This is a genomic window from Exiguobacterium sp. SL-10 (assembly GCF_004337025.1).
Classification (GTDB): Bacteria; Bacillota; Bacilli; order Exiguobacteriales; family Exiguobacteriaceae; genus Exiguobacterium.
In genome coordinates, this window is the sequence record NZ_SJUP01000022.1 from 1 (window position 1) to 13,652 (window position 13,652).

The 13,652-nt window shown below is 51.1% G+C and carries 14 protein-coding genes; 3 read left to right on the forward strand and 11 right to left on the reverse strand.

All coding sequences use genetic code 11. From position 1 onward, the window contains the following. Nucleotides 1–153: 153 nt before the first annotated feature. From EVJ33_RS14900 to mutY, 5 genes are all read right to left on the reverse strand, one after another. The gene (locus tag EVJ33_RS14900; RefSeq protein WP_131438310.1) at nt 154–1,302 is read right to left on the reverse strand and encodes a DUF3238 domain-containing protein; all 1,149 of its coding nucleotides are present in this window, start codon (nt 1,300–1,302) and stop codon (nt 154–156) included. Between the two features lie 91 nt (nt 1,303–1,393). Continuing rightward, entirely contained in the window at nt 1,394–3,142 is a 1,749-nt protein-coding gene (locus EVJ33_RS14905; RefSeq protein ID WP_131438312.1) for an ABC transporter ATP-binding protein, read from the reverse strand. 37 nt (nt 3,143–3,179) lie between these two features. Then, nucleotides 3,180–3,722 (reverse strand): nucleoside tri-diphosphate phosphatase, encoded by a 543-nt coding sequence (ntdP, locus tag EVJ33_RS14910; protein WP_021067741.1) that lies wholly within the window; start codon nt 3,720–3,722, stop codon nt 3,180–3,182. An 89-nt stretch (nt 3,723–3,811) separates the two neighbouring features. Then, nucleotides 3,812–4,237, reverse strand: a complete 426-nt coding sequence (locus EVJ33_RS14915; RefSeq protein ID WP_131438314.1) for an SRPBCC family protein — start codon at nt 4,235–4,237, stop codon at nt 3,812–3,814. Next, a complete protein-coding gene (mutY, locus tag EVJ33_RS14920) occupies nt 4,224–5,258 on the reverse strand; it encodes an A/G-specific adenine glycosylase (protein ID WP_131438315.1) in 1,035 nt (344 codons plus the stop codon). The genes EVJ33_RS14915 and mutY overlap by 14 nt, the downstream gene beginning before the upstream one ends. A gap of 87 nt (nt 5,259–5,345) precedes the next feature. Here mutY and EVJ33_RS14925 point away from each other — a divergent pair, with 87 nt between their 5' ends. Continuing rightward, nucleotides 5,346–6,326: a metal-dependent hydrolase gene (locus tag EVJ33_RS14925; protein ID WP_131438316.1), complete on the forward strand. Its 981-nt coding sequence runs from the start codon at nt 5,346–5,348 to the stop codon at nt 6,324–6,326. Nucleotides 6,327–6,357: 31 nt separating this feature from the next. Here the strand turns inward: EVJ33_RS14925 and EVJ33_RS14930 are convergent, their stop codons facing one another. Next, the gene (locus EVJ33_RS14930) at nt 6,358–6,891 is read right to left on the reverse strand and encodes a YceI family protein (RefSeq protein WP_131438317.1); all 534 of its coding nucleotides are present in this window, start codon (nt 6,889–6,891) and stop codon (nt 6,358–6,360) included. 220 nt (nt 6,892–7,111) lie between these two features. Between EVJ33_RS14930 and adh the strand changes: the two genes are divergently transcribed. Beyond that, entirely contained in the window at nt 7,112–8,632 is a 1,521-nt protein-coding gene (gene adh, locus EVJ33_RS14935) for an aldehyde dehydrogenase (RefSeq protein WP_131438318.1), read from the forward strand. Nucleotide 8,633: 1 nt separating this feature from the next. Next, nucleotides 8,634–8,993: a DUF779 domain-containing protein gene (locus EVJ33_RS14940; RefSeq protein WP_131438319.1), complete on the forward strand. Its 360-nt coding sequence runs from the start codon at nt 8,634–8,636 to the stop codon at nt 8,991–8,993. 48 nt (nt 8,994–9,041) lie between these two features. Here EVJ33_RS14940 and EVJ33_RS14945 read toward each other — a convergent pair whose 3' ends face one another. The 5 genes from EVJ33_RS14945 to EVJ33_RS14965 are packed head-to-tail and all read right to left on the reverse strand — an operon-like array spanning nt 9,042 to nt 13,373. Further along, a complete protein-coding gene (locus EVJ33_RS14945; protein ID WP_131438321.1) occupies nt 9,042–10,112 on the reverse strand; it encodes an ABC transporter substrate-binding protein in 1,071 nt (356 codons plus the stop codon). After that, on the reverse strand, nt 10,109–10,909 hold the full coding sequence (locus tag EVJ33_RS14950) for an ABC transporter permease (protein WP_131438323.1): 801 nt from the start codon (nt 10,907–10,909) through the stop codon (nt 10,109–10,111). The genes EVJ33_RS14945 and EVJ33_RS14950 overlap by 4 nt, the downstream gene beginning before the upstream one ends. After that, nucleotides 10,906–11,727, reverse strand: a complete 822-nt coding sequence (locus EVJ33_RS14955; RefSeq protein WP_034780994.1) for an ABC transporter permease — start codon at nt 11,725–11,727, stop codon at nt 10,906–10,908. The genes EVJ33_RS14950 and EVJ33_RS14955 overlap by 4 nt, the downstream gene beginning before the upstream one ends. Beyond that, nucleotides 11,714–12,820 (reverse strand): ABC transporter ATP-binding protein, encoded by a 1,107-nt coding sequence (locus EVJ33_RS14960; protein ID WP_131438325.1) that lies wholly within the window; start codon nt 12,818–12,820, stop codon nt 11,714–11,716. The genes EVJ33_RS14955 and EVJ33_RS14960 overlap by 14 nt, the downstream gene beginning before the upstream one ends. A 13-nt stretch (nt 12,821–12,833) precedes the next feature. After that, nucleotides 12,834–13,373, reverse strand: a complete 540-nt coding sequence (locus EVJ33_RS14965; RefSeq protein WP_131438327.1) for a helix-turn-helix domain-containing protein — start codon at nt 13,371–13,373, stop codon at nt 12,834–12,836. Nucleotides 13,374–13,652: the final 279 nt, after the last annotated feature.

The window sequence follows — 13,652 nt, forward strand, 5'->3', positions numbered from 1 at the left end:
GGCTCGCAGCCCGCCCCCAGGAAAGCGGCGTGCCGGACAGGGCGGCTGAAGGGCGATGAAAACAGAGGAGCGCCATCCCTTCCGGGACGGCGCTCCTCTGTTCAAAAACATTTGAAGTTTTTCAGTGTCCTCCTCAATGAGTCGACGGTTTTTTTAGTCCATACAGGTCAAATACGTCCAGTGACATTCCGGCATCGGATTACCCATGAAACTGACACCGAGGTCATCGGCACGGTGAATCGTCATCCATGGGGCATCGCCGACTTGAAGGTACACTTCATGATGTGGCGACTGCGTATGGCTGCCCGCTAGTTTAAACGTGGCGGTATCCTTCAACTGCGCGACGATCGTATATTTGATGTCCGGCGCGATAACGAGCGGGTTGCCGACGGAATGTTGCAACCGATACGCGGCACGCCTACGGTCGATGACCACATCTTCAAGATATACTTGGTCGACCGAGGCGATATCTTCACCTGTCAATCGATGATGCTTCGTATAGCCACGCGTCACATTCGCGTCTTTTTTGATAGAAACAATCGGAATGTCGCTCAACCCTTCAGCTTTCACTTCCGTTCGTGTCCGATAGTCGGTCGCATGAACGTTATAAGGGCGACCGTCTCCTTCAAAATACGGATGGGGTGACAACAAGTTCGGGTTTTTGATCATCGGCGGACGGATGAACGTCTGGACGCGAAGCTGAATTTGGTCCACCGTCTCCACATCAGGTCGAATCGGACTGACGAGGAAATACATGACGTATAGTTCCTTGTCCCGTCGTGTGTCCGTCTTCAACTCCTTGGCGAGCGACATCACTTTGCCGACGGCGTGAATCAAGCTCGTCCCCGGTTTCTCGTCTCGTTTCACGGGACGGAGCGCCCTCACTTCATACATCGTCGGCTCATGAAGCGGTGTCTCGTCCAAGTAGGCATTGCCGACGACTTCGGCGATGCGTCGTCCTTGCCGGTAAATCGCATACGTCTCGACGTCAGCGATCGGGTCCCATTGCAGATGGGTACCGTTTGATGCGACGACTGCCGACGTGAGATGTCGATTCCAGTACAGGTCGTCAGTTGGGTTCACGGCGGCCGTATACACTTTCGCCACTTCCCCTTGTTCGTCCGTGATCCGATAGGCAACTTGTTCCCCCACACCTGTGTCGTGATCGACGTAGTGTTGGTCGGTTCCTTCGTACACATACTTCCCGTTTCGCGTAAGACGGACCGTCCCCTCAACTGACCACGTCAGTTCGAGTGCGTCTTTTAGCGGGTTTACCGTGATTAAGCCTTCCCCGTTCATCATTGAATCATCCCCCTTTTGGCATGTCGTTTCTTCATTCCCGTCTCACTGTCGTAGAAAACAAAAAGACCTCGAGTTTCCTCGAGGCCCCGTCTCATTCGACGACTGCTAAATCTTGAATCATATACAAATCATAATAGGCGCCACGGCGACGCATCAATTCTTCGTGCGTACCGGTCTCCATGATTTGTCCGTTATCGACGACGACAATCTTATCGGCATCGGTGATCGTCGACAAGCGGTGCGCGACGATGAGCGTCGTTCTCCCTTTCGTCAAGCGCGCGAGCGAGTCTTGAATCATCGCCTCACTCTCAAGGTCAAGCGCACTCGTTGCTTCGTCAAGGATGATGATCGGTGGATGTTTCAAGAAGACACGGGCGATGGCGAGCCGTTGTTTCTGACCACCTGACAGTTTGACGCCTTTCTCCCCGACCGGCGTATTGTAGCCGTCCTGTAAGTTCGAGATGAACTCATGTGCGTTCGCTGCTTTCGCGGCGGCGATGACATCTTCGTCACTCGCTTCCGGATTCCCCATCCGGATGTTCATCGCGACCGATTCACTGAATAGGACCGAATCTTGCATGACCATCCCGATTTGATCGCGAAGGGCCCGCAGTTTAAAATCACGGACGTCGGTGCCATCGATTTTGATGCTACCCGACGTGACGTCATAAAACCGTGGAATCAAGCTGACGAGCGTCGACTTCCCACCGCCGGACATGCCGACGAAGGCGACCCGCTCCCCGGAGCGGATATGCAGGTTGACGTCATGGAGGGCACGGGCGCCGTCTTTCTCATACGAAAAGCTGACACGATCGAGCTCGATGTCACCCGCCGTTTTCACGGGCACGAACGCACTATGTTTCTCTTCGATGTCGTACGGCTCATCGAGGAACTCAAACACGCGGTCCATCGAAGCGACCGACTGTGTGAGCGTCGTCGCCGAGTTGACGAGACGACCGAGCGGTGCGTAGAGACGATCGATATACGCGATGAAGGCGACGAGCGTACCGAGCGATACTTGTTCTTGCAAGACGAGCCAAGACGCCGACGTGAAGATTAAAATCGGTGCGATGTCCGTGATCGTCGAGACGACGACGTACGTCTTCGCGTTCCAGCCAGTGTGGCGAAGCGCGGCTTTCAAGAAACCACCGTTCTGTTCTTCGAACGCCTTGTTTTCATACGGTTCAAGCGCGAAACTGCGGATGACGGCCATCCCGTTGACCCGTTCGGTCAAATGTCCTTGAAGGTCCGCGAGGGCGGCCGAGCGTTCGCGCGTGAGTCGGCGCAATCGTCCGTAGAAGTAGCGGACGGCGATGGCGTAGAACGGGAGCGGCAAGATGGCGATGAGCGTCAGTTGCGGATCAATCGTATACATGATGGCGATGGCAATCAAAATCGTGACCATATCGAGCCAAATGTTCATCAGGCCGGTGATGACGAAATCTTTCGTCTGCTCGACGTCGTTGATGATGCGCGAGATGATCTGTCCCGTCTTATTGTTCGAATAATAGCGGAGCGACAACTTTTGAACGTGGTCGAACAATCGGTTCCGGACATCGAATAAAATGCGTGTCGCTGCCCATTGCGCCAAATATTGGCGTAAGTATTCAATCGGTGGCTTCAAGACGAGGAAGACGAAGAAGACGATGCTGAACAGCCAGACGAGCTCGGTATAATCTCTCGCCGGTTCCGGGTCTGTCAAATAAGTGTCGATCACATATCTGTAAAGGAGCGGCAACCCGAGCGGGATGGAGAATTTCAAAATCCCGACGAAGATGGTCAGTGCGATTTGTTTCTTATACGGTTTAACGAACTTTAAATAACGTTTAATACTACCCATTAGTTCCTCCTTCAAGAAAAAAAGCGGAGATGAGCAATCATCTCCGGTAACGTGCTTCGTATTCGCGATACCATTCATCGACGAATGTTGGGTTGAACGGCCCTTTCCGTCCTCGAATCCAGTTAATAAGTTCTTGAACGTTCTGTTTCAAGATTCGATCAATCGCTTTCGGATAATTCATCTCGCGACGATGCCGCTCATATTCATCCTCATCTAAAATCGTGTACGACATATCTGGGAACACCTTGATGTCCAAATCGTAGTCGATGTACTTGATGGCACGTTCTGCCCCATCGAACGTTGTCGGCGAACCTAGATTACAGTAGTAGTAAATCCCATCTTCGCGAATCATGCAGATGACATTGAACCAAAACTCAGATGAAAAGTAGCAAATTGCCGGCTCACGTGTTCTCCATTGCCGGCCGTCTGACTCGCTGACCATGATGCGGTCATTGAATCCGATCATATCCGTTTTTGACGACTGAAGGACGAGCGTTTCTTCCCAAACGCGATGCAAAGTTCCGTTGTGCTTGTAGCTCTGTATCTCGATCTTGCTACCTGCTTTGGGAAATAAGCTCATAAGCTCCTCCTTTCCGCTATGATGCTATACAATTCTCATATTTAATTATAGCGACTTTCAGAACCAATGAAAAAGGAAATCTCTTATTTTCACGAATTTAGTGTTTTTTGGAATGCCTCGGCTCGCGCTTTGAACATCGGCCGAAGTACGAAGAATTCGACGAGAACAGTCGGCACGTAACTATCAAACGTCACCTCGTCGACCATGACAGCCTGTCCGCCTACTTGTTCGACCCGATGGACGTGACTGAAGCGACGGAACGGAAATGGCAGCTTGACGCCTTGATCACAAAATGCGTGATTCCCCGTCAATGTGATGGCACTGTTCCACGGCAATGAAATGGGACCGACACCAACCCGTAATTGAACGAGGTTCCCTTCGACCGACGCCCCCTCCCCAAGAAGCGTCACTTTCGGAAACGATGTCAGTTCTGATAGCAGTGAAGCATCTTGAAGCAATGTCCAAAGCTTGTCAACGGTCGTATCGTATGGAGTTCGTACATCAAACTGTCTCATCATTCACACCTGCCATCTGCTCTAATTTTTGTTGGGCGACCGATACGGTCACCACGTTGCGTTCTTCTTCGTCGAGCCAAGTCCATTCCCCTATCGGTAACGTCTCGACTTCGTATAAATCGATATACCAGACGATGTGGGAAAACACGTGTTTCACTTGTCCAACATAGGTTCCGTTTATCTGTTCCCCCGTTCCCCGGTCTGTAAGCGGATATTGCCACATTCCGGCAAGAAGACCGGCGTCCGGTCGTTTCACATATGCGGTCCGGCCGTTCTGACGACAGTAAAGCGCATCGTACATCTCAATCCGGGCCGCCCCTTTTTTCGTCTTGACTGGGAGTTCATCTTGGACGTTATGCGAATACGCATAACAATCGTCTTGAACGGGACAGAGCGAGCACATCGGATTTTTCGGGGTACATACCGTCGCACCGAGTTCCATAACCCCTTCATTGAAGTCCGAGGCATGATTCGGGTCCATCAGTCGGCGCACGACCTGTTCGAACAGTTTTCGCGTTTTCGGGATGGCGATATCGTCGTAAATCCCGAACTGACGAGACATGACACGCATAACATTCCCATCGACGGCGGGTTCCGGCTGATTATAGGCGATCGAGAGCACGGCCCCGGTCGTATACGGTCCGACGCCTTTCAACTTTTCGAATCGTTCTTTTTCTTCAGGAACGATGCCGTCGTATACCGCGACGACTTCTCGGACGGCTTGATGAAGGTTACGGACCCGTGAGTAATACCCGAGCCCTTCCCAATATTTGACGACCTCGTCAGGTTCAGCCGCCGCTAACGCCTCGATAGTTGGAAAACGCTCCATGAAACGATTGTAATACGGGATGACCGTATCGACACGCGTCTGTTGGAGCATGACTTCACTCACCCAGACACGATACGGATTTTTGCCGTGACGCCATGGTAAATCACGCTTTTCGCGATTGAACCATGTCACTAAATTTGTGTTGAATTCTTGAATATTATAATTTGTGAACAATTTATCAATATCGAGCATTTCGTTTCCCCTCGTTTTAAAAATATTGTATGATGAAATGGATTAACATATGCGAATTTTCAACTTTTATGGAGGTGCTGAAGCACATTGGATACTGCTACTCACATTGGGATGGGACTTGGTTTAAGTGCAATCGCGACACTCAGCCCAGAGGTGTCAGGCGACGCACAAATGTTTCTAGCCATGACAGCTACTGCTCTCGTCGGCTCGCATGCTCCGGACTTTGACACGGTCTTCAAACTAAAAGGAAATAGCACGTATTTACGTCAGCACCGCGGTCGTTCACACGGAATCACCGCACTTCTCGCTTGGCCAATCATCGTCAGCGCCGTCATCGGACTCGCGCTTGGCGTCAATCCTGCTTCATTATGGGTCATGGCACAAATCGCTGTATTGCTTCACGTTACGGTCGACTTGTTCAACGCTTACGGGACGCAGGCCCTCCAACCGTTTTCAAAAAAATGGATTGGTTGGGGCGTCATCGGGACGTTTGATCCGTATTTGTTCTCTGCCTACTACGGGGCATATGTATTATGGCTTATCACAGGGGCGACTGTCCCGATTTTTGCACTGCTCATTGCGCTCGTCATCAGCTATTACGCGATTCAGTTCAAATTGCGTAACCGCGCTCTTGCCACGGTCGCCCGTCACTTTGCCGGTGCCCACGAATTGTTCATCTCGCCGGGTATCGGTTGGGATGACTGGCATGTCGCCGTTCGATTCCGCAACGGTTTAGGTGCGGTCAAAGTGAAAAAAGGGACGGTCATCGAATGCGGCCGTTTCCGCGACAAACCGATGCCAGGTGAAGATGACCTTCACTTCGTGGAAGCGCGTAAAAATGCGGACCTACAATCGTTCCTCGAGTTCTCGAAGATTCATACGTATACGGTCACACGTCATAACGGGATGATCGAGTATCGCTTCACGAACTTGCGCTACTTCGCGAAAGATATCTATCCATTCGTCGCCGTCGTCATCGTCGATGAAGAGTCAAATGAAGTGTTGTCTTCGTTCACCGGTTGGGTGTTCAGTGAAGAGAGCCTGCAAAAGAAATTGGCCTATGAATAATAAAAAGTCGCTCGGTGAGAGCGACTTTTTATTATGCTTCCGACTCGGTGAACTGAAGTTCGAAGTCAAATTTCACTTTTTTATCGACGAGTACGCCGCCCGCTTCGAGCGCTTGGTTCCACGTCAATCCATAATCTTCCCGGTTAATCGACCCGCCCCCGGTGAAGGCGTGTTTCATGTTGCCCCATGGATCTTTCGCGCTTCCCTCATACTCGACTGCGAACGTCTCTTCCCGAGTTGTCCCACGAATCGTCAAGTTCCCGGTCAATTCGAACTCGCCGCCACCTTGTGAGCGGAACGATGTCGACTCGAACACGATGTCCTCATGTTGCTCCACATCAAAGAAGTCGCCGGACCGTAAATGGTTGTCACGGTCGGTGTTATTCGTATCAATCGATGCTGCTTTGATTGTCACGTTCACACGCGCGTTCGCGAGATCGTCCGGTTGCCCGTTCGCCTCGACGTGAAAATCTTTGAACTCTCCTTTTACTTTCGAAATCATCATATGCTTGACTGTAAAGTTAATGGTGCTGTGCGCTGGATCGACTTGATATGTTTTTGCCATGAATCCGTCCACTCCTTCGATTTGAGATTGATACTAATATGATGTTTACCACAAATCTTGACTTCAAAACATTTCGATTCAAATGTGACAAATTATTGTCGAAAAATTTTGACTTTTATCACATCGACCCGGTACGATGGAAAAGGGAGTCGTTGTCTTACAGTAAAATGTAAGCGCATACATAGAGTCCCTATACTTTACGGAAAAGGGAGGAACGACCATGATTTATGAAGTCCCAAACTCGACAGGCACGAAAGTACACTTTAAAGACCGCTATGAGAACTACATCAACGGAAAGTGGACCGCGCCTGCAGGGGGAGAATATTTTGAGAACACCTCTCCGGTAAATGGTAAAGTTTTATGCGAAGTCGCCCGCTCGACGAAAGAAGATATCGAGCTCGCCTTGGATGCGGCCCACGCCGCCAAGGACGCATGGGGCAAAACGTCTGTCACGGAACGTTCTGTCATTTTAAATAAGATTGCCGATCGCATGGAAGCGAACCTCGAGATGCTCGCCTACGCCGAGACGTGGGAGAACGGCAAAGCCGTCCGTGAGACGCTAAACGCCGACCTTCCACTCGCCATCGATCATTTCCGTTATTTCGCGGGTGTCATTCGGTCACAAGAAGGTGGTATCAGTGAACTCGATCAAGATACGGTCGCCTATCACTTCACCGAGCCACTCGGTGTCGTCGCTCAAATCATCCCATGGAACTTCCCGATTTTGATGGCAGTCTGGAAAGTCGCACCGGCCCTCGCCGCCGGAAATTGCATCGTGTTGAAGCCAGCCGAACAGACACCGGCTTCGATGATGGTGCTCATGGAACTGATTGAAGATTTGCTCCCACCAGGCGTGTTGAATATCGTCAACGGCTTCGGTCTCGAGGCCGGCAAACCGCTCGCATCGAGCAATCGCGTCGACAAGGTCGCCTTCACTGGCGAGACGACGACGGGACGTTTGATCATGCAATATGCGTCACAAAACATCATCCCGGTCACGCTCGAACTCGGTGGGAAGTCACCAAACATCTTCTTCGCCGACATTATGGATGCGGATGATGACTTCTTTGATAAATCGATTGAAGGACTCGTCATGTTCGCCTTGAACCAAGGTGAGGTATGCACGTGCCCATCGCGCGCCCTCATCCATGAGTCGATTTACGAGCCGTTCATGGAACGTGTGCTCGAACGGGTCAAAGCGATCAAGCTCGGCAATCCACTCGACCCTGACGTCATGATGGGCGCCCAAGCCTCGAATGAGCAGATGGAAAAAATCTTGTCGTATCTCGAAATCGGGAAATCGGAAGGCGCGGAATGCTTGATCGGCGGTGAACGCAACATGATGGACGGCGAACTCGCCGACGGCTATTACGTGCAACCGACGATCTTTAAAGGCCACAACAAGATGCGCATCTTCCAAGAAGAGATCTTCGGACCGGTGTTATCGGTGACGACGTTCAAAGACGATGCCGAGGCGCTCGCCATCGCGAACGATACGCTTTATGGTCTCGGTGCCGGCGTCTGGACACGCGATATGAACCGCGCTTATCGGTTCGGCCGCGAGATTCAAGCGGGTCGCGTCTGGATCAACTGCTACCACCAATATCCGGCCCATGCCGCCTTCGGCGGATACAAGATGTCAGGGATCGGCCGCGAGAACCATAAGATGATGCTCAACCATTATCAACGGACGAAAAACATGCTCGTCAGCTATAGCGAACAAAAACTCGGGTTCTTCTGAGATGGTGAATCGCGTCGAGGCCACCCCCGCCACGCTCGCGCTCCTCGAACAGCTGAAACGAAAACATGGACCGCTCTTGTTTCACCAGTCGGGCGGTTGTTGTGACGGGAGCTCCCCGATGTGTTTCCCGCAAGATGAGTTCATGATCGGGGATCATGACGTCCTGCTCGGCGAAATCGGCGGTTGTCCGTTCTATATGCACGAGAAGCAATACGACTACTGGAAGCACACTCAGCTCATCATCGACGTCGTCGAGGGCCGGGGCGGCATGTTCTCGGTCGAGGGCGTCGAAGGAAAACGGTTTTTGAGCCGTTCCCGCGTGTTCACGGACGAAGAACGGGCCGAATTGCAACAGAGTTGAATGTCTATCCTATAAACAAAAGTCCCGCTACTCGGAGCGGGACTTTGCTTATTTACTCTGCATTTTAAAGCGCAAGTATAATTCGTTATAATACGCGTTCATGCGCTTGCCTAAGTTCTCATACACTTCGAGCTCATCCGTCACTTCTTTCGTCGGATAGAAGCGTTCATCTGACGTCACTTCTTCATCTAAAAATTCAAGCGCCGCTTCGTTCGGCGTCGAATAGCCGACATAGTCGGTATTTCGTGCCGCGATTTCCGCGTCGAGCATGAAGTCGATGAACTGATGAGCGCCTTCGACGTTTTTCGATGTGTTCGGGATGACGAGGTTATCGAACCAGAGATTCGTTCCTTCTTCTGGGATAACGTACGTCAACTCTTCGTTCTCGTACATGATCTCGGAAGCATCTCCAGACCAGACGACAGCCGCAGCCGCTTCGCGATTGGCCATGAGCATCTTGATTTCGTCGCCGACAATCGCTTTAATGTTCGGCCAGAGTGTCTCGAGCTTCTTCTCCGCCTCGAGCAACTCATCCTTGTCGGTCGTATTCAACGAGTAGCCGAGTGAGTTGAGGCCAAAGCCCATGACTTCCCGTGTCCCGTCTGCGAGCAAGATGTCATTTTCAAGCGGCATGTACCAAAGGTCGTTCCACGACGTGATCTCACCGTCGACGAGCTCAGGGTTATAGACGATGCCGACCGTTCCCCAGAAGTAAGGGACCGAGTACGTATTGCCTGGGTCGAACGACTTGTCGAGAAAACGTGGGTCGATGTTGCCGAAGTTTTCAAGCTTGTCATAGTCGATCGGCAAGAGCAGGTCCTCTTCGATCATTTTACTGATGGCATAGTCGGACGGGACGGCGATGTCGAAGGCCGTACCGCCTTGCTCGATTTTCGTGAGCATCGCCTCGTTCGAATCAAACGTTTGGTAAATGACTTTCAAACCCGTCTCTTCCTCGAACTCTCCAATCAAGTCTTCATCGATATAATCGCCCCAGTTGTAGACGACGAGCGTATTGTCGCCGCCGAACCCTTGCGCCATATTGATTTGATACACCCAAAGCAAGAGGGCGGCGCTGACGAGGACCGGCACCGTTAACATGATGACCAATTTTTTCATCGTCTTACCTCCTTCCCTTTTGCCCCACGTTGCGCGAGCACGTAATACCCAATGACGAGAACGAGTGTGAATAAGAATAGAATCGCCGACAAGGCGTTGATCTCAAGCGAAATCCCTTGGCGGGCCCGTGAATAGACTTCGACGGCAAGTGTCGTGAAACCGTTGCCGGTCACGAAGAACGTGACGGCAAAGTCATCGAGCGAATACGTGAGCGCCGTGAAGAAACCGGCGAAGATGCCTGGCGTGATGTACGGCAAGATGACTTTCGTCAACACATCCCATGTGCTCGCCCCGAGGTCACGCGACGCATCGATGAGCGTCGGGCTCATCTCTTGTAGTTTTGGTAAGACCAGAATGACAACGATCGGCACCGAGAAAGCGATGTGTGCCAACAGCACCGAATAGAAGCCGAGCTGAATCCCGAGCATCGTGAACAAGATGAGGAACGACGCCCCGATGATGACGTCCGGGCTGACGATCAACACGTTGTTGAGCGACAAGAGCGATGTCTTCGTAAAACGTTGTCGCGCCGTATAAATCGCGAGTGCCCCGATGACTCCGAGCACGGTCGAAATCGTCGCCGACAGCAAGGCGATGACGATTGTGTTCAAGACGATGACGAGCAGGCGCGTATCGGTAAAGAGCGACTTGTACCAATCGAGCGTGAAGCCTTCAAAATTACTCATCGTCCCGCCACTGTTGAACGAGTAGACGACCAGGTAGACAATCGGCGCGTACAAAATGAAGAACACCGCCATCAAATAGAGGTTGGCTAATTTAAATTTTTTCGGTTTCATCGACGCACCGCTCCTTTCGCGCCCCAGTCACGCGTGATGACCATGACGAGCACCATCGCCAAAATTAAGAACACGGCAATCGTCGAGCCCATGCCCCAGTTTTGCGTAACGAGGAATTGTTGTTCAATCGCCGTCCCGAGCGTGATGACGCGGTTCCCAGCGATGAGTCGCGTGATCATGAAGAGTGACAACGCCGGGATAAAGACGATTTGAATCCCTGACTTCACGCCATCGAGCGTGAGCGGGAAGATGACCCGGCGGAACGTCGTCCAGTTCGAAGCCCCGAGATCACGCGACGCATAGACGAGCGACGGTGGGAGTTTCTCGATGGCGTTATAGATCGGCAAAATCATGAACGGGATGAAGATGTAAACTGACACGAACACGAAACTGAAGTCCGTGAACAAAATCTGTTGTGTCCCGATACCGATCGCCTCTAAAAATTGGTTTGTGATGCCGTACGTCCCGAAGATGCCGAGAAACGCATAGGCTTTGAGCAATAAGTTGATCCATGATGGCAAGATGATGAGCAAGAGCCAAAGTTGCTTATGCTTCGTCTTCGTCAATAAATAAGCGGTCGGATACCCGATCAAGAGCGAGAAGAATGTGATGAGGAACGCATACCAGAAGGAAGACAACGTCATCGTCAAATACGTCGACGTGAAGAACATCTGATAGTTCTCTAAACTCAAATTCCCTTCGATATCAAAAAACGAGTAGTAGACGACGAGCAGGAGCGGCGCGATGACGAACAACGCGATCCATAACCAATACGTCGTTAAATAGACCGTCTTCGCGGTTTGACTAGTTTGATTCATGAGCGACCTCCTCATAGGACTCGAGACGACGGTCGAACTCTTCCTCCGTCTCCCCTAAGCGCATGACGTGAATCGCCTCATCATCGAACGTGAGGCCGATTTTCGAACCGACGACCGATTTTTTCGTCGAATGGACAAGCCATTCATTGCCTTCTTGGTCATAGCAACAAATCTCATAGTGGACACCGCGGAACAGTTGCGAGTCGACGTCGACGACAAGTTTCGCCGAATCGACCGATGTCATCTCCAAGTCTTCCGGACGGATGATGACTTCGACTTTCTCGTTACGGTCAAACCCTTGGTCGACGCAATCGAACGTCTTCCCGGCGAACGTGACGACGTTGTCCTCTGGCATGACGCCCGGTACGATGTTCGATTCCCCGATGAAATCGGCGACGAAACGGTTGATCGGCTCATCGTAAATATCGGTCGGTGTCCCGCTTTGGACAATCTTCCCGTTATTCATGACGAAAATCTCATCCGACATCGCGAGCGCTTCTTCTTGATCGTGCGTGACAAAGATGAACGTGATGCCAAGACGCTGCTGCAATTCGCGGAGCTCATATTGCATCTCGGTCCGAAGTTTCAAATCGAGCGCCGAGAGCGGTTCATCGAGCAAGATGACTTCCGGTTCGTTGACGATGGCACGGGCGATGGCGACACGTTGGCGTTGTCCGCCTGACATCTCGTCGATCTCACGTGACTCGTACCCTTTCAAGTTGACGAATTTGAGCGCCTGTTCGACTTTCGTCTTCACGTCCGCCTCTTTCATCTTTTTGATGCGCAGACCGAACGCAACATTCTCAAACACGTTCAAGTGCGGGAAAAGCGCATAGTCTTGGAACACGGTGTTCACTTGACGTTTGTTCGCCGGGACGTCGTTGATGCGTTTCCCGTTGAACTCGATATCGCCTTCTGACGCATCCGTGAAGCCGGCGATCAGACGCAAAATCGTCGTCTTTCCACATCCAGATGGGCCGAGCAACGTATAGAATTTCCCTCGTTCAATCTCAAAGCTAATGTTTTCCAAGACGACGGTGTCATCGTAACGCTTCGACACGTTGTCAAAGCGAATAATCGTTTCTGGATTCATTTCAGTTCCTCCCTTATAAATATGAATGGGTCGCGACAATCAGACATTCACTCTCACCGTCACAGTCGTTGACGAGTTGATGTGAATCAGAGGCGACGTAATATAACGTTTCTCCCGCTCTCGCGAAATACGTGTGATTGCCAAGTTTCAAGGCGATTCGTCCCGATAGAACATAGACGAACGTCTCGGAGCGGGAAGGCTCATAGCGCTTGAATTCCCCTTGTTTGGAGAATGTCAGCAAAATCGGCTCCATCTCTTTTTCGTTCGATTCCGGGATGAGCCATTCGGTCCGGTATTTTCGTTCCTCATCAACATACACAGTCCGGTCATCTGCGGTATAGCTTACCTTTTGAAAGATCTCTTCATCGAAAAATTCTTTCGGTGAGCAACCGAGCACTTCCAACAAGTCGAATAGCGTCTCAAGCGAAGGAGAGCTTAAATCGCGCTCGATTTGAGAGATATAGCCTTTGCTCAAATCCGTGCGTTCGGCCAACTCTTCTTGCGTCAAGCCCTTCTTGACGCGGAGTCGCTTGATTTTTTGACCGACGTCCAAGTGAAACCCCCTCCTTCCGGCTTTGAATCAAGTTTAGTGAAAGATGATTCCAACTAAAGAAAGTTTATAAATACTTAACTACAAAGCGAACTAATAGCGACCTTTATTATAACGGATTATGTGCGGTTTGCAAGTAAAAAAACCACGCCGATTTTGATATGCTCCCCAATAGGTAGACAGATAAAATAACAAATCTGTTTATCTGATTGGGGAGTGTTTTTTTATGGCGAGAAGTCGGCATTCGATCGAACAAAAACTGGCTGCGCTGCGCATGGTGGA

Bases quoted from the DNA above. Each gene is read 5' to 3' on its own strand.
- EVJ33_RS14900 (WP_131438310.1), bottom strand. From the start codon at position 1,302: ATGATGAACGGGGAAGGCTTAATCACGGTAAACCCGCTAAAAGACGCA.
- EVJ33_RS14905 (WP_131438312.1), bottom strand. From the start codon at position 3,142: ATGGGTAGTATTAAACGTTATTTAAAGTTCGTTAAACCGTATAAGAAA.
- ntdP (WP_021067741.1), bottom strand. From the start codon at position 3,722: ATGAGCTTATTTCCCAAAGCAGGTAGCAAGATCGAGATACAGAGCTAC.
- EVJ33_RS14915 (WP_131438314.1), bottom strand. From the start codon at position 4,237: ATGAGACAGTTTGATGTACGAACTCCATACGATACGACCGTTGACAAG.
- mutY (WP_131438315.1), bottom strand. From the start codon at position 5,258: ATGCTCGATATTGATAAATTGTTCACAAATTATAATATTCAAGAATTC.
- EVJ33_RS14930 (WP_131438317.1), bottom strand. From the start codon at position 6,891: ATGGCAAAAACATATCAAGTCGATCCAGCGCACAGCACCATTAACTTT.
- adh (WP_131438318.1), top strand. From the start codon at position 7,112: ATGATTTATGAAGTCCCAAACTCGACAGGCACGAAAGTACACTTTAAA.
- EVJ33_RS14940 (WP_131438319.1), top strand. From the start codon at position 8,634: ATGGTGAATCGCGTCGAGGCCACCCCCGCCACGCTCGCGCTCCTCGAA.
- EVJ33_RS14945 (WP_131438321.1), bottom strand. From the start codon at position 10,112: ATGAAAAAATTGGTCATCATGTTAACGGTGCCGGTCCTCGTCAGCGCC.
- EVJ33_RS14950 (WP_131438323.1), bottom strand. From the start codon at position 10,909: ATGAAACCGAAAAAATTTAAATTAGCCAACCTCTATTTGATGGCGGTG.
- EVJ33_RS14955 (WP_034780994.1), bottom strand. From the start codon at position 11,727: ATGAATCAAACTAGTCAAACCGCGAAGACGGTCTATTTAACGACGTAT.
- EVJ33_RS14960 (WP_131438325.1), bottom strand. From the start codon at position 12,820: ATGAATCCAGAAACGATTATTCGCTTTGACAACGTGTCGAAGCGTTAC.